At 62.8% G+C, this 23938-nt stretch carries 15 protein-coding genes and 1 pseudogene; 12 read left to right on the top strand and 4 right to left on the bottom strand.

Going from position 1 to position 23938, the window contains the following annotated elements; genetic code table 11:
• Window positions 1-34 precede the first annotated feature (34 nt).
• From A0W34_RS27445 to A0W34_RS27465, 5 genes are all read left to right on the top strand, one after another.
• Complete coding sequence (locus A0W34_RS27445) at window positions 35-5503, top strand: glutamate synthase-related protein (protein ID WP_081558594.1); 5469 nt, start codon at window positions 35-37, stop codon at window positions 5501-5503.
• Window positions 5504-5534: 31 nt separating this feature from the next.
• The gene (locus A0W34_RS27450) at window positions 5535-7307 is read left to right on the top strand and encodes a sulfite reductase subunit alpha (protein WP_081558595.1); all 1773 of its coding nucleotides are present in this window, start codon (window positions 5535-5537) and stop codon (window positions 7305-7307) included.
• 46 nt (window positions 7308-7353) lie between these two features.
• Window positions 7354-8247: a hypothetical protein gene (locus A0W34_RS27455; protein ID WP_054188368.1), complete on the top strand. Its 894-nt coding sequence runs from the start codon at window positions 7354-7356 to the stop codon at window positions 8245-8247.
• Window positions 8248-8376: 129 nt separating this feature from the next.
• On the top strand, window positions 8377-10008 hold the full coding sequence (locus A0W34_RS27460) for an ATP-binding cassette domain-containing protein (protein WP_081558596.1): 1632 nt from the start codon (window positions 8377-8379) through the stop codon (window positions 10006-10008).
• Window positions 10008-11555 (top strand): ABC transporter ATP-binding protein, encoded by a 1548-nt coding sequence (locus tag A0W34_RS27465; protein ID WP_081558597.1) that lies wholly within the window; start codon window positions 10008-10010, stop codon window positions 11553-11555. The genes A0W34_RS27460 and A0W34_RS27465 overlap by 1 nt, the downstream gene beginning before the upstream one ends.
• Before the next feature lie 72 nt (window positions 11556-11627).
• Here the strand turns inward: A0W34_RS27465 and A0W34_RS27470 are convergent.
• Window positions 11628-12784: pseudogene (locus A0W34_RS27470) on the bottom strand (acetyl-CoA C-acetyltransferase).
• 655 nt (window positions 12785-13439) lie between these two features.
• On the opposite strand from A0W34_RS27470, the gene A0W34_RS27475 reads away from it, so the two are divergent.
• Entirely contained in the window at window positions 13440-13820 is a 381-nt protein-coding gene (locus A0W34_RS27475) for a hypothetical protein (RefSeq protein ID WP_003943006.1), read from the top strand.
• A 96-nt stretch (window positions 13821-13916) separates the two neighbouring features.
• Here A0W34_RS27475 and A0W34_RS27480 read toward each other — a convergent pair whose 3' ends face one another.
• Both A0W34_RS27480 and A0W34_RS27485 read right to left on the bottom strand, forming a co-directional pair.
• Window positions 13917-15002 (bottom strand): ABC transporter substrate-binding protein, encoded by a 1086-nt coding sequence (locus A0W34_RS27480; RefSeq protein ID WP_081558598.1) that lies wholly within the window; start codon window positions 15000-15002, stop codon window positions 13917-13919.
• A gap of 54 nt (window positions 15003-15056) precedes the next feature.
• The gene (locus A0W34_RS27485; RefSeq protein ID WP_007730297.1) at window positions 15057-15887 is read right to left on the bottom strand and encodes a siderophore-interacting protein; all 831 of its coding nucleotides are present in this window, start codon (window positions 15885-15887) and stop codon (window positions 15057-15059) included.
• A 172-nt stretch (window positions 15888-16059) separates the two neighbouring features.
• On the opposite strand from A0W34_RS27485, the gene A0W34_RS27490 reads away from it, so the two are divergent.
• The 3 genes from A0W34_RS27490 to A0W34_RS27500 all read left to right on the top strand — a co-directional run bounded on the left by A0W34_RS27490 (window position 16060) and on the right by A0W34_RS27500 (window position 19525).
• A complete protein-coding gene (locus tag A0W34_RS27490; RefSeq protein WP_081558599.1) occupies window positions 16060-17643 on the top strand; it encodes a helix-turn-helix transcriptional regulator in 1584 nt (527 codons plus the stop codon).
• A 157-nt stretch (window positions 17644-17800) separates the two neighbouring features.
• Window positions 17801-18916 carry an agmatine deiminase family protein gene (locus tag A0W34_RS27495; RefSeq protein WP_081558600.1) on the top strand — a complete coding sequence of 372 codons (1116 nt, stop codon included), beginning with the start codon at window positions 17801-17803 and terminating at the stop codon, window positions 18914-18916.
• Window positions 18917-18952: 36 nt separating this feature from the next.
• On the top strand, window positions 18953-19525 hold the full coding sequence (locus A0W34_RS27500) for a TetR/AcrR family transcriptional regulator (protein WP_081558601.1): 573 nt from the start codon (window positions 18953-18955) through the stop codon (window positions 19523-19525).
• Between the two features lie 3 nt (window positions 19526-19528).
• Here the strand turns inward: A0W34_RS27500 and A0W34_RS27505 are convergent, their stop codons facing one another.
• Window positions 19529-20185 carry a TetR/AcrR family transcriptional regulator gene (locus A0W34_RS27505; RefSeq protein WP_081558602.1) on the bottom strand — a complete coding sequence of 219 codons (657 nt, stop codon included), beginning with the start codon at window positions 20183-20185 and terminating at the stop codon, window positions 19529-19531.
• A gap of 167 nt (window positions 20186-20352) precedes the next feature.
• Between A0W34_RS27505 and A0W34_RS27510 the strand changes: the two genes are divergently transcribed.
• Genes A0W34_RS27510 through A0W34_RS27520 form a run of 3 tightly spaced genes read left to right on the top strand, consistent with a single transcriptional unit; the run spans window position 20353 to window position 23929 of the window.
• A complete protein-coding gene (locus A0W34_RS27510) occupies window positions 20353-21741 on the top strand; it encodes a flavin-containing monooxygenase (RefSeq protein WP_198035671.1) in 1389 nt (462 codons plus the stop codon).
• Window positions 21738-22892 carry a serine hydrolase domain-containing protein gene (locus A0W34_RS27515; RefSeq protein ID WP_007730288.1) on the top strand — a complete coding sequence of 385 codons (1155 nt, stop codon included), beginning with the start codon at window positions 21738-21740 and terminating at the stop codon, window positions 22890-22892. The genes A0W34_RS27510 and A0W34_RS27515 overlap by 4 nt, the downstream gene beginning before the upstream one ends.
• Window positions 22889-23929 carry an NAD(P)-dependent alcohol dehydrogenase gene (locus A0W34_RS27520; RefSeq protein ID WP_081558604.1) on the top strand — a complete coding sequence of 347 codons (1041 nt, stop codon included), beginning with the start codon at window positions 22889-22891 and terminating at the stop codon, window positions 23927-23929. The genes A0W34_RS27515 and A0W34_RS27520 overlap by 4 nt, the downstream gene beginning before the upstream one ends.
• The last annotated feature ends 9 nt before the right edge of the window (window positions 23930-23938 follow it).

Below are 23938 nucleotides of genomic sequence, written 5' to 3' on the forward strand. Positions count from 1 at the left end.
TCCGGGCAACCAGGACAGGGAGAAGGTTGCTGCAGTGAGCACGTCCATCGTCGGTTTGTACGACCCCGCAGATGACAAGAGCAGTTGCGGGGTCGGGTTCATCACGCGCAAGGACGGCGTGCAGACCCACGATGTCCTGATCAAGGGGCGAGAAGCACTCTGCTCGGTACCGCACCGCGGCGGTATGTCTTCCGAGGGCGTCGGCGACGGCGGCGGTGTCTCGGTTGACCTCTCCCTCCGGTTCTTCCGCAAGGTCACCGGGCGCTCAGATCTCCGCGCCGGCCGCTTCTGCGTCGGCAACTTCTTCCTTCCGGACAACGATGCTCAGCATGCTCGTGCAGCCGCTCTGGTGGAACGCGAACTTCTGGACCGAGGCTTCACCACCCTCGCTGTGCGCAACGTGCCGGTCGACGACTCGGCGATTCGGCCGGCAGCCATCGCGCATCAGCTTCCGATCAGGCAGTGGATTTTCGAGGTCCCCACTCCGCGTCCCGAGCCTGCGGTTGTCGATCGCCTCGTGCACGAAGCTCTGCTCGCCATCGAAGCCATCGCGTACAACACCCCTGCACTACGCGGGTTGTACCCACTCTCGCTCAGCGCGCGAACTCAGGTTCTCAAGGGTCGCTTGAACTCCGACGAAGTGATCCCGTACTTCCGCGACCTGGTCGACCCCGATCACGCCGTGCACACGATGTACTTCCATACGCGGTTCTCGACCAACACGGACCCGCATCCCACGATGGCGCAGCCGTTCCGGTTCATGGCTCACAACGGAGAACTGAACACGGACAAGAAGAATCGGCTCTCCGAAGCTGCTGTCGCCAGTGCAAAACGACGTGCGATCGTCCGTCCGCCCGGCCAGTCCGACAGTTGCCGACTCGATCAGACCCTGGAAGCACGCGTCATCGAGGACAGTGTCGACCTGGTGACGGCTGTGGTCTCGATGATGCCGCCTGCCTGGGAAAACGACACCACCCTCTCCCCCGCAGTGCGTGCGATGTTCGAGTACTTCTCGCTGTACGAGGAGAAGAACGACGGACCGGCAGCGCTGGTGTTCGGCGACGGCACCATCATCGGTGCGCGCCTGGATCGCCTCGGTCTGCGTCCACTACGCACGATCGAGACACACGACTACGTGTGCGCATTCTCCGAAGCCGGACAGATCGCGTTCGCACCCGAGACGGTGATTCACCGTGGCCGCGTCGAGGCCGGCGGAATGTTGTACTTCGATCATCGCGATCGCCATACCTACACTGCCCGCGAAGCTCTGGAAAAGATTGCCGCTCAGCGCGACTACCAGTCGTTGCTGGAGCAATCGCGAATCCTGATCGAAGACATTCCCGCCGTGCCAGCGGAGAAAGTCAGCTCCCCGACCCGTTACAACGGCACCTTCGAGGTTCATCAGCGCTACATGGCGTACTCCCTGGATCAGGAAAGTTTCAAATTCCTGATGGATCCGATGCTCACGCACGGAGCCGAAAAGGTCTCCGCCATGGGTTACGGCAACGCCATCAACGCATTCAGCGACCGCGAAGGCGGTGTGGCACGTTACTTTTCGCAGCGATTCGCCCAGGTAACCAACCCTCCCCTCGACAGCATCCGTGAAGCGGACGGTATGACCCTCCGGGTCGCATTGGGTGCGAAGATGTCCCCCGGACAGGGCAAGCAGATCGTCATCGCCTCGCCGATCCTCGGGCACCTGGACATGCTCAAGATCCGCGAACAGAACCACACTCCGCACCGCCGCTTCGAAATGCTCTACCCCGCCGAGGGTGACGCGCAGGCAATGGTCGACGCGATGACCGCGCTCGGCGACGCTGTTGTAACCTTCGCGGCCGAACAGGGCGGAATCGCAGTCCTGACCGACCGCCACGTATCTCACGAGCGCGCAACACTTCCCGCGATCATGGTCGTCGGAGCATTGAACCAACGCCTCATCGACGCGGGCCTGCGATTGCGCGTCTCTCTCATCGTGGAGAGCGGCCAGATCGAGTCCTCCCACCACGTTGCGGCCGCACTCGGTTTCGGCGCTTCCGCCGTCTACCCGCTGTCCGTTCAGTTGCGAGCCGAGGAGAAGTTCGCCGCTGACCCGGATGCCGCGTTCCGACGCTTCGCGAAGGCCGCCGAGAAGTCCCTGATGAAGACGATGGGACGCGTCGGTCTGTGCACCGTCGAAAGCTACATCGGCGGAGAATTTTTCGAACCCAACTTCCTCGATACGTCCGACCCTGTTCTGCGCCAGTGGTTCCCCAACATGAAGTCACCGGTGGGTGGCGTCGGTTTCGAGACCGTCGCGGTGACCTCGAAGCAGTGGCACGAGCGTGCGAGCGCAGTCGGGGGCGAGAAGGATCTGCCACTGCTCGGCCTGTTCAAGGAGCGTGCAGACGGCGCAGGGCATTCGTTCGGTACCACCGCGGTCCGTAAGTACGTCGAACTCACCGAAGAGAAGATCGCGTTCGACAGTCCCTCCGGAACAGAACAATTCGAGGCTCTACGTCTACTGCCGCTCGGACGGCTCGACGACGCCTTCCGCCTCGACGCCGGGGCATACCGGGCGACGAGCTTCGACCGGTTGACCACCGAGCAGATCGACGACTACGACATCACCGCCGGGTACCGGGACTTTTCCACTGTCATGGCTGCGGAACGATCGCGTCGTCCCGCCGCGTTGCGCGATGTCATCTCCGTGCCCGGTGATGTCACATTTGCGGTGACGACAGCCGAGTTCACCGACCAGATCAGCCGATTCTCGGTGCGCGGCAATAAGACGATCGTGATGCGTGGAATCCGGTGTGAATCTGCCGCGGACGGCCGGTACACACTTAGCCTGGACGGTCCACTGGCCGACGACACCGCTCGGGTGGTAGCACTCGGCGATGCTCTTTCCGTCGCCTTTGCCGACGACGTCACCATCGAGGCCACCGACCCGGATCTGGTGCTGAATGCAACCGGTATTGCGGCAGAGTTCCTGTCCAAGCTGAGGGTCGCACCGGCAGGTGTACCTCTCTCCGAGGTACAGAGTGCAAGCGACATCACCCCGAAGTTGGCGTCGGGTGCCATGAGCCATGGCGCACTGAACGCTCCGGCGCACGAAGCCGTCGCGCACGGCACGAACATGGTCGGTGCGATGTCCAACAGCGGCGAAGGCGGCGAACACCTTTCGCGCTACGACACGATTCGTGCATCGCGCATCAAGCAGTTTGCATCCGGACGCTTCGGAATCTGGGCGGGCTACCTCGCCGATCCGATGCTCGAAGAGATCGAGATCAAACTCGGCCAAGGCGCAAAACCCGGTGAGGGCGGGCAGCTTCCGGCCGCCAAGGTCACCGTCGACATCGCTGCCGCCCGCGGCGGAACGCCCGGGGTCGAACTGGTTTCGCCGCCGCCTCACCACGACACGTACTCCATCGAGGACCTCGCTCAGCTCATCCACGACTGCAAGGCAGCTCGCATTCGGGTGATCGTGAAGTTGGTGTCCTCGGAAGGAATCGGCACCATCGCCGTCGGTGTCGCCAAGGCCGGCGCCGACGTCATCAACGTCGCCGGAAATACCGGTGGCACCGGCGCCGCTTCGGTGACCAGCCTCAAGTACGCGGGCCGTGCGGCCGAGGTCGGTATCGCCGAGGTCCATCAAGCTCTGTGTGCCAACGGCCTTCGCCAGAAAGTCGTTCTGCGATGCTCGGGCGCGCATCAGACCGGCAGCGACATCATCACTTCCGCCCTACTCGGCGCAGACAGCTTCGAGTTCGGTACGTCGGCGCTGATGATGATGGGCTGCGTCATGGCCAAGAACTGCAACATCAAGTGCCCCGCCGGTCTGACCACCAACCCGGAACTGTTCGACGGCGATCCCCGCGCGATGGCGCAGTACCTTCTCAACATCGCTCACGAAACTCGGGAACTGCTCGCGAATCTGGGAATGCGGTCCCTTCAGGAAGCGCGGGGTCGAACGGATCTCCTGCATCTGCTCGATCACCCGTCTATTGTCGGCAATCTGAAGCTGGACGCGATGTTCGAGTCCGCCCCGGACATCACCATCGACAATCCTGTGTACCTCGAACGTGAGTACGCGCTCGACGAGAAGATCATGGACGAGGTTCGTACGGTGTTCTTCAACCGTGGCGAGGCCTCGGTCGCCGTGTCCGGACCTGAATTCGCCGAAGGTGCACTGCACCTGGGTAACCGGAACAAGAGCGTCGGTGGTCAGTTGGCGATCGACCTCGAACGCGAACTCAACTACGGAGCGGCCGGCCTTCTCGCTCCGGGAGTACTGACCGACGAGCGTGGGCGACGCTACCTGGCGCCGGGCAGCGTGCGCGTCCTGACGACCGGATCTGCGGGCCTGTCGTTCGGCGCATTCTGCAACGACGGCATGCACCTGGAACACACCGGGACATGTAACGACGGCGTAGGAAAGAGCATGAGCGGCGGCGTGATTGCCGTGCGCAGCCCAGGCGGCGGCTCCAGTGACGCCGGTGGAAACGTGTTGATCGGCAACTTCGCGCTCTTCGGCGCCACCGGTGGACGAGTGTTCGTCGAAGGTGAAGCAGGCGATCGCTTCGCAGTTCGCAACTCCGGCGCCAGTGCTGTCGTCGAAGGTGTCGGAGACTTCGCCGGGGAGTACATGACTAACGGTGCTGTCGTGAATCTCGGCGAGTTCGGCAAGGGTGTCGGCAACGGCATGAGTGGTGGCTTCTTCTACCAGTACGACCCTCGTGGCGAATTGGCACTGCGAGCAAGTACCGATTCCGTACTGCTGGGTTCGATCACCGCTGCGACCGACCCTCTTGCCGCCGTCCACAACCACGCAGTACAACTCCTGCTCGAACTGCATGTGGAGGCAACGGGATCCGCGCTCGGCACCCGACTGCTCGAGAACTGGGAAGTCGAACAGCACTCGTTCGTCTACGCGATGCCCAAGGCACTGATGCTCTACCAGGACAGTGATGCAATCCTGGCTGCGAAGTCGCACAAAGAGCTCCTCGAAGAATTGGCGTCCGCCATCGCAGCACGTCAGGTCCGCACCTTCAAACTCGCAGTGCGCGACGGGCGCCCCGCACTGAACGGAGCAGTCCCTGCCTACGGCGAGACCGATACGGCGACGATGTATGCGCTGCTCAGTGAGTACACCGTGCTTCACTTCGCGCAACAACTCGCCACCGCCCGCACGCCGGGTGCGTCCGGACCCGACGATCCAGCAGTGCAGAAGGCGGCCCGAAACCTGGTGCTGACCGAGGACTTCGCCCTCGTCCAGCACTTGGTCAAGTACTCGAAAGAGATTCTCGCCGGCTACGACGACGAACAGTTGGCTGCGTTGATTGCAGCCAAGCGCGTCGACGACTACAAACAGGCGCTGAGCCTACGCAACGTGTTGGCCATGGACAGCCCGGCGACGTACGGGTGGATTCTGTTTCAAGACAACAAGAATCGGGACAAGCTCGGATCACTGCCGAACTTCGACGAACTGTTCGCTTCGCGCACGATCCCCGACCTGGTGTCCTGACCTCCTCCCCCGAACGTAGGTGAGCTTCAAAATGGAAATCCCGTACATCCCCGAATACGCACCGTTCAACGGCGACCAACGCGCGTGGCTTTCCGGATTCCTGGCCGGTCTACACTCACGAACTGTCATGCCCGGTCAAACCGGTGCTGCAACAGCGACAGTGGAGAGAACTGCCGGCGCAGCAGTGCACATCCTCTACGGAAGCCAGACCGGCAACGCGGAGTCCGTGGCCGAAGACGCGGCCGCAGCTGCTCGTGCCCACGGTCTCGAACCACTTGTCGCGGGTCTGGACACCGTGGATATCAATGCACTTTCCGCCATGCGCCGGGTGCTCGTCATCACCTCCACCTACGGCGAGGGCGAGATGCCCGACAACGCGCAGCTGTTCTGGGATGCAGTCGAATCCGAGAGTGCGCCCCGGCTGGAGGGTCTCTACTTCGGAGTACTCGCACTCGGTGACACCAGCTACGACGGGTACTGCCAGTCGGGAAAGAACATCGACGCCCGCTTCGAAGCGCTCGGCGGGACCCGGGTTGTCGACCGCACCGATTGCGACGTCGACTACGAGGATCCGGCGGCCGAGTGGATCGTTCGGGCCGTCGCTGCGGTGGCCGGTGTCGACGGTGATGCGGGGGCCGCTGCCTCGCCGGTTGCGCCCGCTCAGACGAAGACCAAGTCCCAGTGGACTCGCAAGAACCCCTATCCTGCAACCGTCCTCGCCAACCGGCTGTTGTCCGGCGAGGACTCAGCCAAGGAAGTCCGCCACTTCACCTTTGCGCTCAGCGAGGACGGTCTGGACTACGAGGCCGGAGATGGATTGGGCATCCGCCCGATCAACGACCCCGCCCTCGTCGAGGCGATCATCCATCAGCTCGGTGTCAGCGGCGATTACGTGGTTACCGCGAAAGACGGCTCGTCCGCACCGTTGGACCAGGTGTTGACCAGCGACTACGAGATCTCCATTCCCTCGCGCGATTTGATCGAAGACATCGCCCGACGCAGCGGCGACGCCGAACTGCAGCATATTCTCGACACGGAAGATCGGGAAGCGCTCGATGCGTGGCTGTGGGGCAAGGACGTTCTCGATCTCCTCCAGTTGGACAACAGCATTCGCCTGAATCCCGAGGATCTGCTTACACTTCTTCGCCCGCTGCAACATCGGGTCTATTCGATCTCCTCCAGCCCGCTGGCCCACGACGGCACCGTCCATCTGACGGTAGCGAGTGTGCGCTACCGCTCGGGCGAGCGGGACCGCGGCGGCGTCTGCTCGACGTACCTGGCGGACCGCGTAGGCGAGGGCGATCGGGTCGGAGTTTTTGTCTCAAAGAACAATTCGTTCCGCCTACCAGCCGATGACGCTGTTCCCGTCGTGATGATCGGCCCCGGAACCGGCATCGCACCCTTCCGCGCTTTCCTGCACGAGCGTCGCGCGCGCAACGCGTCGGGGCAGAATTGGCTCTTCTTCGGCGATCAGCATCAGTCGAGCGACTTCATCTACGAGGACGAGTTGAACGGGCTGACCCGTGACGGTGTCCTGACTCGCCTCGATCTGGCCTTCTCGCGCGATCAGTCCGAGAAGATCTACGTCCAGACTCGTATGCGCGAGCAGGGCCGAGACTTGTTCGACTGGCTCGAAAACGGTGCGCACGTGTACGTCTGCGGCGACGCCACTCGGATGGCAAAGGACGTCGACGACGCATTGCACGAGGTCGTCGCCGAGCACGGTGGGTTGGATGCGGACGCCGCCGAGGATTACGTCAACAACCTCAAACGATCGAAGCGGTACCTAAGGGATGTCTACTGAGATGTGCCCGCACCATGGCGAATGTCGTTGCGCAGCTTTGGCACGCATGTCGGACCTGGACGCACTGCTTGCGCGTCCAGGATTCCGCGGCGGACTGATCGACACCGCACCTGAGGTAGTCGGCAAAATGCTGCCACTCTTGGACGACGCCGTAGCAATCACCGTTGCAGGTCCGGTGGCTGTCAACGACTCGGGCAAGTACTCCGTTCCGACATTTCCCGGCGATCCGTTGGTCTGCGCGCCCGGGCTCGTCTCTCTACGTTTGAACGTTGCCTCCCTCGGCTCGGTGGTGACCACTGAAGCAGGGCAGCACCTACCGCCGACGCTCCGCATGTTCGACATCCACGGATCAAGTTCACACACCACGTATTTGACCCCGGCCTCGGATCGTCTCGCCTTCGAAGCGATGCGAACTGCGCCGAGCACTGCGAGGGAAACAAGCCCTCCCATCCAGACATCGAATACGCCCGCATTCTGGGCCGAAGCCGATCAGCTGACACAGCTCGACTTCATCCTCGCGGACGGCGGCAGCGAACGTCGTAGCGGCCTGGTCGCTCTGGGCGCCCTCGGTTACCGGCGAGTCGATCCTCACCTCATGGCTGCCGGGATGGAGCACCTGTCCTACCACCAACTGCCCGTCACGACCGTCGTCGCCGGGAACGGATGCCTGCAGATCCACCGTGGTGACCTCGACGCCGCAGCCATGTTCGGGGGGACGCTGACTTTGGCGTCCGACACCTGCCGGACGATGATCGACCTGAATGGTGTCTCGGAGTGCTGGCTGACCCGCACCCACGGCGTTCACGGCCTGACCAGCTCGATCGAGATGTACGACTTCCGCCGCAAATGCGTGGCAGTCTTCACCCAAACGGGTCCAACCGAACCCGCAGTCATGGGCGTGTGGGAAGACGTCATGAGTTCCATCTCGGCCGCATCCTGACACCGACGGATGCTGGGCAAGTGTAAGAAATCGGCGTACGGCGATAACCACATGGAGCCATCGACCCCTAACCTTAGGTCTCGGTCATTTGTCGTGCCTGCACTCTGACGCTGATTCAAGGAGTTATCCATGCCCCGCCCTCTCGTCGAACCGTCGCTGGTCCCGGCCTTGCGCCCGGCGCTGCCTGCATTGGCTGCCGGGGTCGTCGCGGCCGCAGCGTCGGGGGTCGCGATGCTCGGGGCGCTCTGGTACGTCGTGCAACTCATCGGTGAACCGTCGATGAGCTGGGAAGGGTGGGCATGTGGGCTGTGGCTCACCGGGGTAACGCTCGCGGCCACGTCGTCGTGGCTCTCGCATCACGCCGAGTCACTCTTCGAGGCCAGGCTTCGACGCCAGCTCGCAGCCCACCTCGTTCGCCTACCGGCAAGCACGCTGTCCCGCTACAGCGGAGACGCACTGCGGAGGCTCGTTTCGGACGACATCTCGGCGCTGCACCATATGACTGCGCACCTACCGGCCGAGTTCGCCACACTCATCGTGGTCCCCGCGGTCACGATCGCGGCGTTGGTTGCCTCAGCCGGCCCCGTGGCGCTTCTCGCTCTGGCTCCCGGCATCGTGGCAGCTCTGTTCTACCTGGTCGTGATCCCCCGAATGGCCGCTCGGCACAGCACCGAAAGTGCAGATGTCATGGGCGACATCGTGACTGCCGTGGACGACTATGCCCGCGGCATCCGCGTCTGCCGGATCTACGGCGCGCAGACCGGCGCTGCCGCCGACTATGCAGAATCGACAGCACGGTTCACCCGGGGAATGCAGGAGCGCGTTCGACTCGTGGCTACCCCTGCGGCCGTCGCCGTTGCCCTCATGCAGGCGACGGCGACGTTCGCGATCGCCTATGCCGTCGGATATCACTGGGATGCAACGACGTTGGCCGCCACCATTCTCTTCAGCCTCGCAATCGTGACACCGGCCCTGCGACTCGGGCACGGCCTCGACTACGTCGCGGCTGGACGCTCTGCTGCGGGCCGGCTCGCCGCTGCCCTGGACGAACCCACCCTCCCTGCCGGTGAAGCGCCAACCGTTCCGGCCTCGAGTCCCTCCGATCGACTGGAGATCGTCAACCTGACTGTCACGATCGCGGACCGCAGAGTCGTCGACGACGTCACGCATGCATTCCGCCCAGCCACGATCACTGCGATCACGGGACCGAGTGGAGCAGGCAAGACGACGCTCCTGAAAGCGTTGGCCGGCTTCGAGATCCCGGAACTGGGTACCGTCCGCTACGCAGGTCGTAGCATCACCGCGATCGACGAGAACCTGCGGCCACAGTCCGTTCTGCTCACACCCCAGGGCGCAGACGTGTTACCTGCCACGGTGCGCGAGAACATCGCGCTGGCCGCCCCCGATGCAACGGACGCGGAATACACCGCCGCACTACGCCGGGCACAGATCGACGTCAGCCTCGACGCCCACGCCACTTCACTCTCCGGAGGAGAACGTCAGCGCGTCGGGCTTGCTCGGGTGTTCCTCTCGCCCGCAGCAGTACTGCTGCTCGACGAGCCGACCAGTGCACTCGACGATCGCACGGCCGCCGAACTGCTGAAGGAATTGCGACACCTCGCACATGACGAAGGAAAGACGATTGTGATCGTCACCCACGACCCCGCTCTTGCAGACGATGCCGACGATCGACTCGACCTCGGCGGTCGAAACGTGAACGACGCTGCCTCGCACAGTGCAGCCCTGACTGGAGCCGAATAATGAACAGCGCCAATGTAGCCCGACGACGCTTGATCACCATCGGACTCGGTTGGGTGTCCGTCGCTGTCCTCGAGGCGATCGCGTACACCACCCTCGCGCTCTCGATCGCTGATCACCGGTCGCCGGTTCTCGTCCTGGCCACGGCCACCATCGCTCTATTCGTGACCGTCCTGGTCTCGCGGGGCGGTTACTTCACCGGGGCTCGACTCGTCGGCGATCTCTACGACGCTCTCGGCGATGCCTTCGCCCGTGCGAAACTGTCCTGGTTCACCGACGACAACCGGGCACTGCTCGCCACCGTCGCCGGGCGCGGAATCCCGTCGCTGATGAGTGTTCCCGCGCACCAACTTCAGACCTTCCTGGTTGCACCGCTGATCCCGCTGCTCCTGCTTCCTGGGATCGCGGTCGTCGCGGGGACAGGTGTCATGCTGCTCGTCGGTGGACTGCTCGCCGTGTCGCTCGTCGCTCAGACGCTGGCCCAACGTGCGCTCAGCCGAGCGGACGAGCGCCGACACGAAGCCGAGCTCGCAGCAACTCAGTCGACACTCGAGCTCACCGACCACCTCGAATTACTGCGTACGGCAGCCGGTCCCACACGTTCCGTCGAACGAATCGAGCGAAGCTGGCGGAATCAGGAAGCCGCGCTTGCACGGACCAATCTCGCCGCGGCACCAGCGACATTCATCTCGGCGATCGCCACCATTGTGCCGCTGGCAGGTGCAGTGATTTTCCTCGCCGCCACCGGATTCGACGATCCCGCAGCCGCTCTCGCGCTCGTCATCCTCACCGCTCGCGCCGCTGCGCCGCTCGACGAACTCGCTCTGGCCGGAATCGGAGTCAATGAACTGCGTGCAACGGTTCGCGATTATCGGGCCGCGACTTCGGCTCCCGCACTACCCGAGCCCGCGTCCCAGGACGCCGCGCGCCCTGTTGGAACTGGCATCAAGGTCGTAGGAGTGGACCACGCTCCGGTTCTGCGCGGTATCAACGCGGAGATCCCCGCCGGGGAGCGTGTTCTCGTCGCAGGGCGCTCAGGTACGGGGAAGAGCACCCTTCTCGGGCTGCTCATGCGCTTCGACGACCCGGACGAAGGCAGCGTCACTCTGGGCGGAGTTTCATTGCGCGACTTGCCCTACGACGCTCTGGCGGCACATATCGGCTACGTGCCGCAGGACCCACTCGTGTTCTCGGGCACCCTCGGCGAGAACATCGGACTGGGGAGACCGGGCGCTACCGAAATCGAGATCGAGGACGCCGCCAGGCGCGCTGCCCTCGGTGCCGTTCTCGACCGCTCGACGCTCGGCATTCATCAGGACATCGGACACCAGGGTGCCGCTCTCTCCGGTGGCGAACGTCAGCGGGTGGCGATCGCTCGCGCCTTCCTCAAAGACGCTCCCGTCCTGGTTCTCGACGAAGCCACCTCGGCCCTCGACGAGGCCACCGAGCGCCGCATCGCCGGCGCCGTGCGGGAATTGGCGGCCACCGTCTTCGTCGTCACCCACCGCGACCCCGCCATCTGGGAGCCCACCCGCACGATCACCCTCTGACATCGCTTGTCTTACACGCGTGGATACATTGCCGGTCCCGTCGCACCCAGGTGATGACCGCAGTCGGCGATTTCAGCTCAGCCGCTCGATGATGGTGACGTTCGCGGTCCCGCCACCCTCACACATGGTTTGGAGTCCGTACCGTCCATCAATGCGGTCCAACTCGTGCAACATCGTGGCGAACAACTTGGTGCCAGTGGCCCCAAGAGGGTGGCCCAATGCGATTCCACCACCGTTGGGATTGACCCGGGAGGGATCTGCACCCGTCTCGATCAACCAGCTCAGAACTACCGAAGCGAATGCCTCGTTCATTTCTACGGTATCCATCTGGCCGATCGCCATGCCGGATTTCGCCAGTGCATACTTCGTCGCGGGTATCGGCGCCGAGAGCTGCAGCATCGGATCGTCGCCGCGCACGCTCATATGATGAATGCGCGCACGTGGCTTCAATCCATGAACCTCGAGCGCCTTCTCGGAGACGATCAGGGCCGCTGATGCGCCGTCACAGATCTGCGAAGCCACAGCAGCCGTCAGCAACGAGCCATCCCTCAATGCGGGCAGTGCAGCCATCTGCTCCATGGATGTCTCTCGTGGGCATTCGTCAACGACGCATTGGCCCAATGACACTGTCTCACGCTCGAATCGGCCGTCTGTGATGGCAGCACGGGCACGCTGATGCGATTGCAGTGCCCATTCCTCCATGTCTTCACGGCTGATACCCCATTTCTTGGCAATCAGGTCGGCGCCGACGAACTGTGAGATTTCGGCCTCGCCGAATCGTGCTGCCCACCCCCGGGACCTACTGAAGGGCGTGTCGAATCCGTACTCGTTGCCGGCACGCATCGCCGCCGAGATAGGAATCGAGGACATGTTCTGCACACCGCCGACAAGCACCACATCTTGGGTCCCGCTCATGACCGCTTGCGCTGCGAAGTGGACGGCTTGCTGTGAAGATCCGCATTGTCTGTCGACTGTCGTTCCTGGGATGTCCAAGGGTAGGCCTGCTGAAAGCCAGGCGGTGCGGGCAATGTTGCCCGATTGCGGCCCGATAGCGTCGACACAACCGAAGATCACATCGTCGACGGCCATCGGGTCCAGTCGAGTGCGGTCGAGAATCGATGTGATCACGTGGGCCCCATGTCCGCTGGGTGCTCTCCTGCGAGCGAGCCGTGCCGTTTACCCACCGGAGTGCGGAGCGCATCGACGACATAAGCCTGAGGTGCAACCATACGAACTCCTTCGAAATCGAGCTTCGTCGAGCTTTCGATGTCGCACACACTTTAGCGATCAAGCATTTGTTTGGTAGATGAAACGTGATTTCGAGACCCGCAGCTACCGACACAGGATTGGTCTCCGCACTTCTATCCAACGAAATCCACTGCTGTCGCAATCATTCGACAGTTCGATGCTCGACCCCCCAAACGCGGCTTGTCTGCCCACGCCGCAGACCCCTCACGCCAGCGTGAAACGGCGAAAGATGCGAGAACAGCTGCGGGAGTGCATCTTCGAGCGGAACGAGCGCATCATCCATATCCATTGCCTTCCCTGAGAAATCGTTCGGCCCGCCTTGCGAACAACACCAGCTTTGTCGAGCTACACCGCAAGCCGGCTGGCCGATGGCTGGAAAGTTAGTACTTTCGGTGGAGCCCAGCATGATTGGGCTATTCACCGCCCAATACAGGCTTCGTATACCGATACGCGTTGCAGGACAACGATTCTACAAACGGTCACGCACTCAGCGATTCACGAACCGCCGCTGGCTCGAAAACTGGATCCCCTTGCGGTAATTGCGCTCCGGGTAGAGCATGGGCACCACACCGTCTTCGATTACCGGAGGTTACCGTGACGAATCTCGTACGCCGACTATCTGCCTGCGTATCCATAGTGGCCGTATCGGTTCTCGCGCCCGCAGCCGTTGCCTCCGCTGCGGTCACCGTTCCGTTCCAAATCAACCCGGCGCCGTTCGGGAACCCAAACGGCAGCTTCGACGCACCCCCTGTCCACTGTGTGGCGGTAGTCGGCGAACAACCTGGCACGGTGACGATCACCGGCGCCAAAGACGAGCGGTGGGGTTGCATGCTTTCGACGGAAGTGCGCTGGATGAACCTCTCGACAGGAGCCTCCGGCACCGGTCGGCTTTCTGGCGACAACCAAGGAACCCCGGGAGAGGCAACCCTGCAGACTGGAGCCGGGCAAGTTGCCGTCGCCATATTGCCTGCCGCCGGACCTGTCACCCCGGGTTTCGCAACCTTCTTCGTCCCATAGGCAACCCTCAAACCCGGGACACCTGCTGTACGAACGACCCGTCGCCACACAATCGTGTGGCGACGGGTGAGGGCTTTCCGTTCTCCAGTTGTACGCCTACAGCTTCGCGCTGATGAGCGGCACGATATGTTCAGCCGCCCACATCGTTCCGATCGGGCCACCGCTCGTGATTGCCCACAGAACGTCGCCACCGTCGGCGGTGCGAGGAGGCAGAGCGACCCAACGACCGGAGGACACCGCTCCCAGCGCTTGGAAGAGCTTCCCGCCGGTCAGCTTGTCGAAATCCTCCTCGCTGCCGGCGGCACTGCGGCCGATCAGCAGGAAGTCCGCATCGATGTTCTCGAGAAGTTCCTCGCCGACAGTGCTTTGGGTGACGAACTCCTGTGCACGCGGGTTCTCGGCAAAACCGAGCTCGCCCAAGAAAGTTGCCGGAGCCGAATCGGGCGCTGAAAGGTACTGCAGCCCATTGCCGGTTCCGTAGAAGATCGCCCAGGTTGCGGTCAGGCCAGTGAGTTCAGGGTTCTCCTGACGCACCTTCGCAAAATACCGATCATGGTCCGCCACGATCTTTTCGGCTGCCTTCGAGAGGTCGAGTGTCTCGCCGAGTACGCGGATCGATTCCTTCCACGGCACGAGCATCCGCGACTTCGTGTCGGGGCTCGTCACCACCGGTGCGATTGAGGACAAACGTTCGTAGTAATCGCCCATCGACAAACCACCCAGGCCGTCGGCCCAGCCGACGGCGACGATGAGGTCAGGTTCGCTCGCGGCGATCGCTTCGACGGGAAGTGTGCCGCCCATCGCGAACTCGAAGGTGTCGAGATCCTCTGCGCCGTAAGGCAGCAAGTACGACTGGGAAGCCGACTCCTTGACCATCGACGAGGAGAGGACGGGTTTGACGCCGAGCGCGAGGAGCATTTCCGTGTCGACGGCATTGGGGACGATTGCGGCAACCCGCTCCGGGCGCTTCTCGAGAATACTTGTACCGTATGGCGATTCCAGGGTCAGCGGGTAAGTAGTCGTTCCTTCCGCAGCGGGAAGGGCGTTCCCCTCCGAACCGGGAGTGGACGCCGTTTTCGAGTCTTCGGCCGAGGCCGAGCACCCGGACACAAGGAGCGCTGCGGCGAGCGCGGCCCCGATCAGTCCGATGATCCGTGATCGTCTGGTGCGCAGGACTGTCATTTCTGCCTTTCGGTGTTATCGAGCGCTTCGGTCTTACCGAGCGATGGAGCCGGGTCAGGAATCTGTGCGCACTGTGTCGCTGCGTTTCCAGTAGCCGGTGAAATCGATGTCGGTCTTCGCAATTCCTCGATCACGAATCAAATGACGCCGAAGCGAGCGAATCGTCGCCTGTTCGCCTGCAAGCCAAGCGAATACGCGTCCGTCAGGCCATTCGACTGCACTGACCGCGTCGAGCAACAAAGAAGTAGTGCCGGGCTCCGCCCCCTCGCGTGGCAACCACGTGACACTCACCCCGGGCAACTCGCGCACCGATTGAATGTGAGCCGAGTCCGCAATTTCGACGAAAACATGCCCCCTGGCATCGGCAGGCAATTCCTCGAGCAGACGTGCGATCGCAGGTAGCGCCGTCTCGTCACCGACGACGAGCAGATACTCGCAATCTTCCGGGAGTCCCTGCGATACAGAGGGACCCGCGATGTGCATTCGGTCGCCAGGGCCGGCGTCGCGCGCCCAGGTGGTAGCAACTCCACCGCCGTGAACGACGAAATCGACGTCGAGTTCCCTTGTTCGCGGATCGTAACGGCGCACGGTGTACGCGCGGGCAAGTGGACGGCGTCCCGCTGCGAAAGTCACAGTGCCGTCGACTATCACCGGCAAGACCGGATCGGTTTCGCCAGGATAGGCGAACAACAATCGGAGGTCGTCGTCGAAGCCGGTGCTGACGAAGGCGGGCTCGGCAAAGCCGTCGGCGTTTGTGAAGGTGTCGAGCTGCGCTCCGGTGAGCGTCACTCTCCGCATGCCCGGCGTCACGTCTGTCACCCGACGTACCTCGAGTTCACGCAAGGTGACTGAGTACGCTGTTGTCGGACGGGTGTTTCGGGGCACGGAAAGACTCCTCGGAAGCGCACAGATGGGGGGGTTCGACCCACGCTCGATCACGGCGGGAGGGCCTTGAATAAAGCTAGCCTGCCCTAATCGGTTACGGTTATCCGTGCGTGCCGACTTCTTACACTCATCGGTGGCTGCGTGAGAAAGCATCTGAATCGGGAGGGCATACGTGGGACCACGGTTGGTGTTCTCCGCGGGCGAAGTCCCCGAGATCCCCGCGTCCCGACTCTCCTCGATCGCGAATGCACGTGAGCCACTGCTCTTCTGGGTACACACCGGACACGCGGAACTACAGATCGGCGACCGCACCCGCAGCGTGACCGCTGGGGCGGCAACCTGGGTGCCCGCGGGAATCGCCTACAGCATCCGAGTCGACCCGGGAGCGGTCGCGTTTCCCATTCCGATGCCCGCTGCCGACCTGCCGCCCACGTTGAACCGGATCATCGATTTCGAGATCCCGGCAGCCTGGCAGGACTGGCTCGTCCACCAGTTCGCGCACAACTTGGGATTTCTGCGCGGTGGGGCGACTGTGGGGGCCGGACTACTCGAGCTTGTCGCGGGGGCCCATTCCAACGACGCCGACGCTTCGGTGTCGTACGCCCCACCGAATTTGCCACGCTCGGCCGAGACCCTCGAGATCGCTCGCACGCTTCTACGGACGCCAGCCGACGACACGGAGCTTTCCCAGTTCGCCCGGCAACTCAAGATCGGCGTCCGCACCCTGCAGCGCCGATTCACGGAGGAGACGGGGTTGCCTTTCGCGCGTTGGCGCACCTCGGCCCGGATCGCGGCAGCAATCGCATACCTGAACTCCGGCCGCGAAATCGGATGGACGGGTGGGCAGGTCGGATTCGCGACGCCCGCGGGTTTCACCCGTGCCTTCCGTGAACACACCGGTGTGACACCCAGTGACTACACACGTGCAAACCAAGGCTCAGCGCCGATCCATGAGAACGAGACCTTGGCACAGAGCGTCGTACTCTTGTCCGAGGAAGGCGCCCACTCAGGCTCGGCGCCGATACCGCCGACGATTCCCGCAAGCGGAACGTGGGCCAGGGTCAACAACTTTCACGTCGTCGTCTGGATCTACCGAGGCTCCGCCCGGGTCACTTTCGGCGACCGAACCTGGAATCTGAGGCGGGGCGACGCGATGTGGCTTCCCGCGGGAGTACGCAACAGCGTCGAGATCGCGGAGGGTTCGCTTCTACTTCCGCTCGGATCCCAGCCTGGCGACTCTCCCGTCACTGCACCGCCGCCACGAGTGCTGCACTTCGCGCGCGAAGCGGAGGCGTATCTGTTGCACACGGTCGTTGCGAATTACACCCTTCTGCGCCCCGAAATCCATGACCCAGCGAGGATCTCGAGGCTGATCCGAAACAGCGCGGCGACGCGGACACCCGGCGGCCGAACCGATCCTGTCGAAACGATCCTTACCGCACTCCGCGCGGACCCCACCGATTCGCGCACGCTGCCGGAGTGGAGCGCTCGACTCGGCGTCGACGAGGGCCTGCTCCACAAACGCTTCGTAGCGGCCACCGGCCAGAGCTTCCCGCGCTGGCGCGGTCAGTTGCGGATGACCCTCGCCCGCGCTTATCTCGAGGAGGGCTTCTCGGCCGGAGAGACCGCCCGTCGACTCGGCTACGCGCACGCGTCCGGATTCACCAAGGTCTTCATCGGTGCCCACGGCATGTCGCCCCGGGACTACCAGCGCCGCGGATGGCGGGGAACGGTCGAAGGACTCATCGACTCGTGACCTTCCGACGGATGAGTCCTTCGATCCGTCGTGTCGCCCGCCGAAACGGTCTCGAACTGGCACTACTTCCTTGACTAAATTTTCAGTCAAGGTTTACGCTCCATGCAAGCAGGACGCGGACCGGGCGCGCACGCACACAGCACAAGGAGTCACCGCAATGCAAAGACGTCGGTTCATTCAGGCAGGCGCCGCTGCGCTCAGTGGCCTCTTTTTGGCAGGCTGCGGCGATTCCGACTCAGCCTCGCGCGGGAGCAATGGAGACGACGATCTTCGCGAGTGGGTGATGCCGGAAGAGGGGGATCCGCACAAGCGCACCTGGATGGCGTTCGGTGCCAGCGAAGCGATCTGGGGAGCAGCCCTCCTGCCCGAGGTCCAGCGCAACCTCGCGACTATCGCGCAGACCATCGCGCAGTTCGAGCCCGTCTCGATGCTTGTTCGTTCCGAGGAACTGGACTTGGCTCGCTCCCTCGTCGGCCCATCGGTCGAACTGATCGCCGCGCCTCTCGACGACCTCTGGATGCGCGACACCGGCCCTGTATTCGTGAAAGGCAACGGGACCAAAGCGGGTATCGATTTCAACTTCAACGGTTGGGGCGAGAAGCAGGATTTCGATAAGGACGGCCAGGTCGCAGCTTTCGTTGCCGCCCGTGCGGGAGTCGAATCATTGCCTACCGACCTGATCCTCGAAGGCGGCGGCATCGAGGTCGACGGCGAAGGCACAGCAATCATCACCGAAAGCTGTGTACTCAACAACAACCGCAACCCGGGATGGTCGAAGTCGGACGTCGAGGCCGAACTCGGCCCCCTGCTCGGTCTCGACAAGATCATCTGGCTACCGGGAATCGCCGGCAAGGACATCACGGACGGCCACACGGACTTCTACGCCCGTTTCGCACGCCCAGGTGTCGTGGTCGCAGGCCTCGACACAGACCCGGAGTCGTTCGACCACGACGTGACCGCACGTCACCTCGAGATTCTCCAGAACGCGACCGACGCACAGGGACGGAAGCTGGAAGTGGTTGTCCTCGAGGCGCCGGTCGCGATCAGGCCCGACTTCGAATCGGACGATTTCGCAGCCGGATATATCAACTTCTACGTATGCAATGGGGCGGTCATCGCACCCGAGTTCGGTGACCCCGAGGCCGACCAGGCCGCCAGAAGTGAATTGGAGCGCCTCTTCCCCGACCGCCGTGTCGTGCAGATCAACATCGACGCCATCGCCGCGGGTGGTGGCGGCATTCACTGCACCACCCAGCAGGAACCCGCGGACTAGAAACCTGTCCCGACCACCCTCGTAGAATTCGGACTCGTGTCGAACCGCCAAACGCAAATCTTGGAAGCAGCAGTCCGCGTCATTGCCCAACACGGCGTACGCGGGCTGAGGGTGGAGACGCTCGCTGCCGAGGCCGGAGTGTCGACGGCACTCATCTACTACCACTTCCAAAACCGCGCAGGTGTGCTGCGCCGGGCCCTCGATCACATCAACGATCGCGCCGCGCTGTACACCGAAAGTGCCTTCACGGAGATAGACCCTCGTGCGCAGCTCGAGCAGATGCTCCTGCTGGAGTTTCAGAATTCCCCGAAGATTCGGGAGAACAGCATCGCCTGGGGTGAACTCCGAGCAAGCGCAGTCTTCGCCGACGAGCTGCGCGAAAAGCTACGCACCACGACGCAAGAGTGGGCAGACGACGTCGAATCCTTGATCCGCCAAGCGCAGGATGCCGGGCTCGCTGATCCGAAGGCAAGCCCGGCCGACGCCGCCGAACGACTCACCGCCCTGGTCGAGGGTCTGAGCGAACGCTGGCTGAGCGGCTCGATCCCCATCGAACGAGCCAGAGAACTGCTCACCGGTGCGATCGGCGTGGAGATCGATCCGAGCTAGCCTCTACCGCTCGTCGATGCCCTTCGATTCCGGCGACAGAGCCGGGAACCAGATGTCGGTCAGAACCTCGGCGGCCTGAACCCGTGTCACGTCGATCGTCCCCTGCACGGCCCAGCGTGTGAAGAATCGCTCCAACTGACTCACGAGCAGTTCGACGCGCAACCGTGCCTCGTCGTGCTGTTCCGCCGGCCAACGGCCCAGGTACTTGGGCATGGCATTCGGTAGTTGGGTCATACCGTCTCGCGCTGTCTCGCGGAACTCCGGTTCGAGTGCCACGGCCTCGTCCCAGGCCGGCAGCAGGCGTTTGTTCTCGTCGAACCAGTCGAAGGCACGCTCCAGCCAAGCCGTGAATTCCACGCGAGAGTTCGTGTCGAGAACCCGATCGAGATCGATGTAGAAAGCGAACGCACTCGCCGCCATCCCGGCCGCGCCGATCGTTTTGAGCATCTCCACCTTGCTGGCGAAATGCACGTAGAACGTGGCTCGACTGCATCCGACGACCGAGGCGATGTCGTCGACCGTGACAGCCGCGTATCCCCGTTCCTCGAACAGAGTGCGTGCGGCGTCCACGAGTTTGGCCCGCGTCGCGCGTTTCTGCTCGTCGCGAAGTGTTCCCCGCCTGTTCTTCGGGCCGTCCGTAGTCGTGCTCACGTCGCCCACCTTGCTCGCATTTCAACCTCCTGGCAAATCACCGACTCGCCGTCACCAAAAAACATTGCGTCATTCATTGACACAACGTCAGCGAATGGCGCACTATGACTCAAGTCACTTCTCGGGCTTCGATTCTTCTTCTCGCACGCCCGAGACAGAACAGAAAGCGATGGCGAATGAGCCCCTCCCCCTTGCCGAGCGTGTGCATCATCGGCGCCGGGCCTACCGGAATCACGACGGCCACGCGAATGAAGGAATTCGGAATACCCTTCGACTGCTACGAAGCGTCCGACGAGGTCGGCGGAAACTGGTACTACAAGAATCCCAACGGGATGTCGGCCTGCTACCAGAGCCTGCATATCGACACGTCGAAGTGGCGCTTGGCATTCGAGGACTTCCCGGTCTCCGCTGACCTTCCCGACTTCCCGCACCACTCCGAACTCTTCCAGTACTTCAAGGACTACGTCGAGCACTTCGGACTGCGTGAGTCGATCATCTTCAACACCAGTGTTGTTGCAGCAGAACGTGATACAGACGGGCTGTGGACCATCACGCGCTCGGACGGCGAAGTTCGCACCTACGACGTCCTGATGGTCTGCAACGGACATCATTGGGATCCCAACATCCCGGACTACCCAGGTGAGTTCGACGGGGTCCTCATGCACAGCCACAGCTACAACGACCCGTTCGACCCGGTCGACATGCGCGGCAAAAAGGTAGTCGTGGTCGGAATGGGCAACTCCGGCTTGGATATTGCCTCCGAACTGGGCCAGAGATACCTCGCCGACAAGCTCATCGTGTCGGCTCGCCGTGGAGTCTGGGTACTGCCGAAATATCTCGGCGGTGTACCCGGCGACAAACTGATCACCCCGCCCTGGATGCCGCGTGGTCTACGACTGTTCCTGAGTCGTCGATTCCTCGGCAAGAATCTGGGAACGATGGAAGGCTACGGTCTGCCGAAGCCGGACCACCGCCCCTTCGAGGCCCACCCGTCGGCCAGCGGCGAGTTCCTCGGACGCGCCGGGTCAGGCGACATAACCTTCAAGCCTGCCATCACCAAACTCGACGGAAAGCAGGTTCACTTCGCGGACGGCACCGCCGAGGACGTCGACGTGGTCATCTGCGCCACCGGCTACAACATCAGCTTCCCCTTCTTCAGCGATCCGAATCTGCTGCCGGACAAAGACAACCGATTCCCACTGTTCAAACGAATGATGAAGCCCGGCATCGACAACCTCTTCTTCATGGGACTGGCGCAGCCCATGCCGACACTCGTCAACTTCGCCGAGCAGCAGAGCAAACTCGTCGCGGCCTACCTGACCGGCAAATACCAACTGCCGTCCGCGAACGAGATGCAGGAGATCACCAAAGCCGACGAGGCGTACTTCCTCGCCCCCTATTACAAGTCGCCGCGGCACACCATCCAGCTCGAGTTCGATCCCTACGTCCGCAACATGAACAAGGAAATCGCCAAGGGCACCAAGCGTGCTGCGGCCTCCGGAAACAAGCTACCTGTTGCCGCGCGTGCAGCAGCACACGAACTCGAGAAGGCGGATCGCGCATGAGTCTGGTGAACGGTCACTGCGACAACGAGTTCGACGCCGTCCGAGCGGCTTTCGAGGCTCAACTCGAATCCGGTGAAGAACTCGGCGGCTCCGTTGCCATCACCGTCGACGGAGAATCCGTGGTCGATCTCTGGGGCGGGTACGCCGACGAATCCCGTACCACTCCTTGGGGCAGCGACACCATCGTCAACACGTTCTCCATCACCAAGACCATGACGGCCCTGTGTGCGCTCCTGCTGGTCGAACGCGGCCAATTGGACGTGTACCAGAAAGTTGCTCACTACTGGCCCGAATTTGCGGCAAACGGTAAGGAAGACATCGAAGTTCGCCACCTCCTGTCGCATACGTCTGGCGTCTCCGGTTGGGAGCGCCCGATCGAACTGACGGACATCTACGACCTCGAGGCGTCCACCGCTCGCCTCGCTACCCAGAAGCCTTGGTGGACCCCGGGTACGGCGTCGGGCTATCACGCGATCAACTACGGCCATCTCGTCGGTGAGGTCATTCGTCGCATCGACGGGCGAACTCTCGGCAGGTTCTTTGCCGAAGAGCTTTCCGGTCCACTGGGAGCCGACTTCCATATCGGCACGTCCGCAGAGCATTTCGGTCGAATCGCCACCATGGTTCCGCCGCCCGCGTTGGAGTTCGACCTGTCCACGCTCGACCAGGACAGCATCTTCATCAAGACCCTGACCTGCCCACTGCTCGACTACCCCGAGGTCAACACCGCACCCTGGCGGGAAGCCGAGATCGGCGCAGTCAACGGCCACGGCAACGCACGTTCTATCGCTCGGGTCCAATCCCTGATCTCGAACGGTGGTGTGCTCGACGGCCGGAAGCTGCTCTCGCAGAGCACCATCGACCTGATTTTCGAGATCCAAGCCGACGGTATCGATCTCGGGATCATGACACCACTCAAGTTCGGCATCGGCTACGGACTGCCACATCCGGTTACCGCGCCACTGATTCCCGACGGACGCACCTGCTGGTGGGCAGGTATCGGCGGCTCGATGCTGGTCAACGATCTGGACCGACGGATGACCTTCGCCTACGTCATGAACAAGATGGCACCGGGTCTGATCGGATCCGACCGCAGCAACGCGTACCTGAGCGCCGCATACAACTCCGAGGTCAGCGAGGTCAGCTCATGAAGGCAGCCCAGCTCATGGGGCCCGGGCTCCTGGAAATCAACGACGTGCCGGTCCCGGAGATCGGCCCGTCGGAACTACTGATTCGGGTGGGCGCAGCGGGAATCTGCCACTCCGATCTCCATCTCCTGCACTTTCCGTACAAGATGCGCGAAGAACCGCTGACTATCGGCCACGAAATTGCCGGCACGATCGAAGCCGTCGGGAGTGGCGTCGACGGCCGTTCCGTCGGAGAGCGTGGCGTCGTCTACCTCTGTTGGTCATGTGGACAGTGCCGAGAATGCATGAGCGGCAACGAGAATATGTGCCTCGCCGCTGGACGCACCGCGATGCCGCCCTGCCCCGGGCTTGGTCCCGAAGGCGGGATGGCCGAGTACGTCAAGATCCCGGCTCGCTCATTCGTACCCATCGGAGACCTCGACTTCCTGCAGGCCGCACCTCTCGCCGATGCGGCACTGACGAGCTACCACGCCATTCGCGGTGCCCGCGAACATCTCCAGCCCGGTACCACCGCCGTCGTGATCGGCGTCGGCGGACTCGGTCACGTTGCAGTACAGATACTTCGCGCAATCAGTGCCGTGCGCATCATCGCCGTCGATGTCGGACAGGATCAACTCGATCTCGCCAAACGTTGCGGCGCCGACATCACGCTCGAATCGGGACCGGACACCGCGCAGCACATCCTCGACCTCACGTCGGCCAGAGGCGCAGAAGTCATCTTCGACTTCGTCGGTATCGACGCAACTGCACAGATGTCCGTTCAAGCGGTTGCGCCGAACGGCGCGTATCGAATGGTGGGCCTCGGAGGCGGAAACCCCGGAATCACCGCCGAAGCTGCCGGCGGACCGGGCTGGCCGTGGGGCGCATCGATCCGGAAGTCCTACGGCGGCACCAGAAACGACCTCGTCGATTCCATCGCCCTGGCACAGGCCGGTCTGGTAACGGTAGAAGTAGCCCGCTTCGACCTCGCTGATGCCCGCGACGCACTCGACCGTCTCGAACACGGCAAGGTCACCGGACGCGCAGTGCTCGTACCCTAATCTTCGAAA

Origin of the sequence: Rhodococcus sp. BH4 (assembly GCF_002079265.1) — a bacterium.
GTDB classification, from domain to species: Bacteria; Actinomycetota; Actinomycetes; order Mycobacteriales; family Mycobacteriaceae; genus Rhodococcus_F; species Rhodococcus_F qingshengii.

Bases quoted from the DNA above. Each gene is read 5' to 3' on its own strand.
- A0W34_RS27450 (WP_081558595.1), top strand. From the start codon at position 5,535: ATGGAAATCCCGTACATCCCCGAATACGCACCGTTCAACGGCGACCAA.
- A0W34_RS27455 (WP_054188368.1), top strand. From the start codon at position 7,354: ATGTCGGACCTGGACGCACTGCTTGCGCGTCCAGGATTCCGCGGCGGA.
- A0W34_RS27460 (WP_081558596.1), top strand. From the start codon at position 8,377: ATGCCCCGCCCTCTCGTCGAACCGTCGCTGGTCCCGGCCTTGCGCCCG.
- A0W34_RS27465 (WP_081558597.1), top strand. From the start codon at position 10,008: ATGAACAGCGCCAATGTAGCCCGACGACGCTTGATCACCATCGGACTC.
- A0W34_RS27480 (WP_081558598.1), bottom strand. From the start codon at position 15,002: ATGACAGTCCTGCGCACCAGACGATCACGGATCATCGGACTGATCGGG.
- A0W34_RS27495 (WP_081558600.1), top strand. From the start codon at position 17,801: ATGCAAAGACGTCGGTTCATTCAGGCAGGCGCCGCTGCGCTCAGTGGC.
- A0W34_RS27510 (WP_198035671.1), top strand. From the start codon at position 20,353: ATGAGCCCCTCCCCCTTGCCGAGCGTGTGCATCATCGGCGCCGGGCCT.
- A0W34_RS27515 (WP_007730288.1), top strand. From the start codon at position 21,738: ATGAGTCTGGTGAACGGTCACTGCGACAACGAGTTCGACGCCGTCCGA.
- A0W34_RS27520 (WP_081558604.1), top strand. From the start codon at position 22,889: ATGAAGGCAGCCCAGCTCATGGGGCCCGGGCTCCTGGAAATCAACGAC.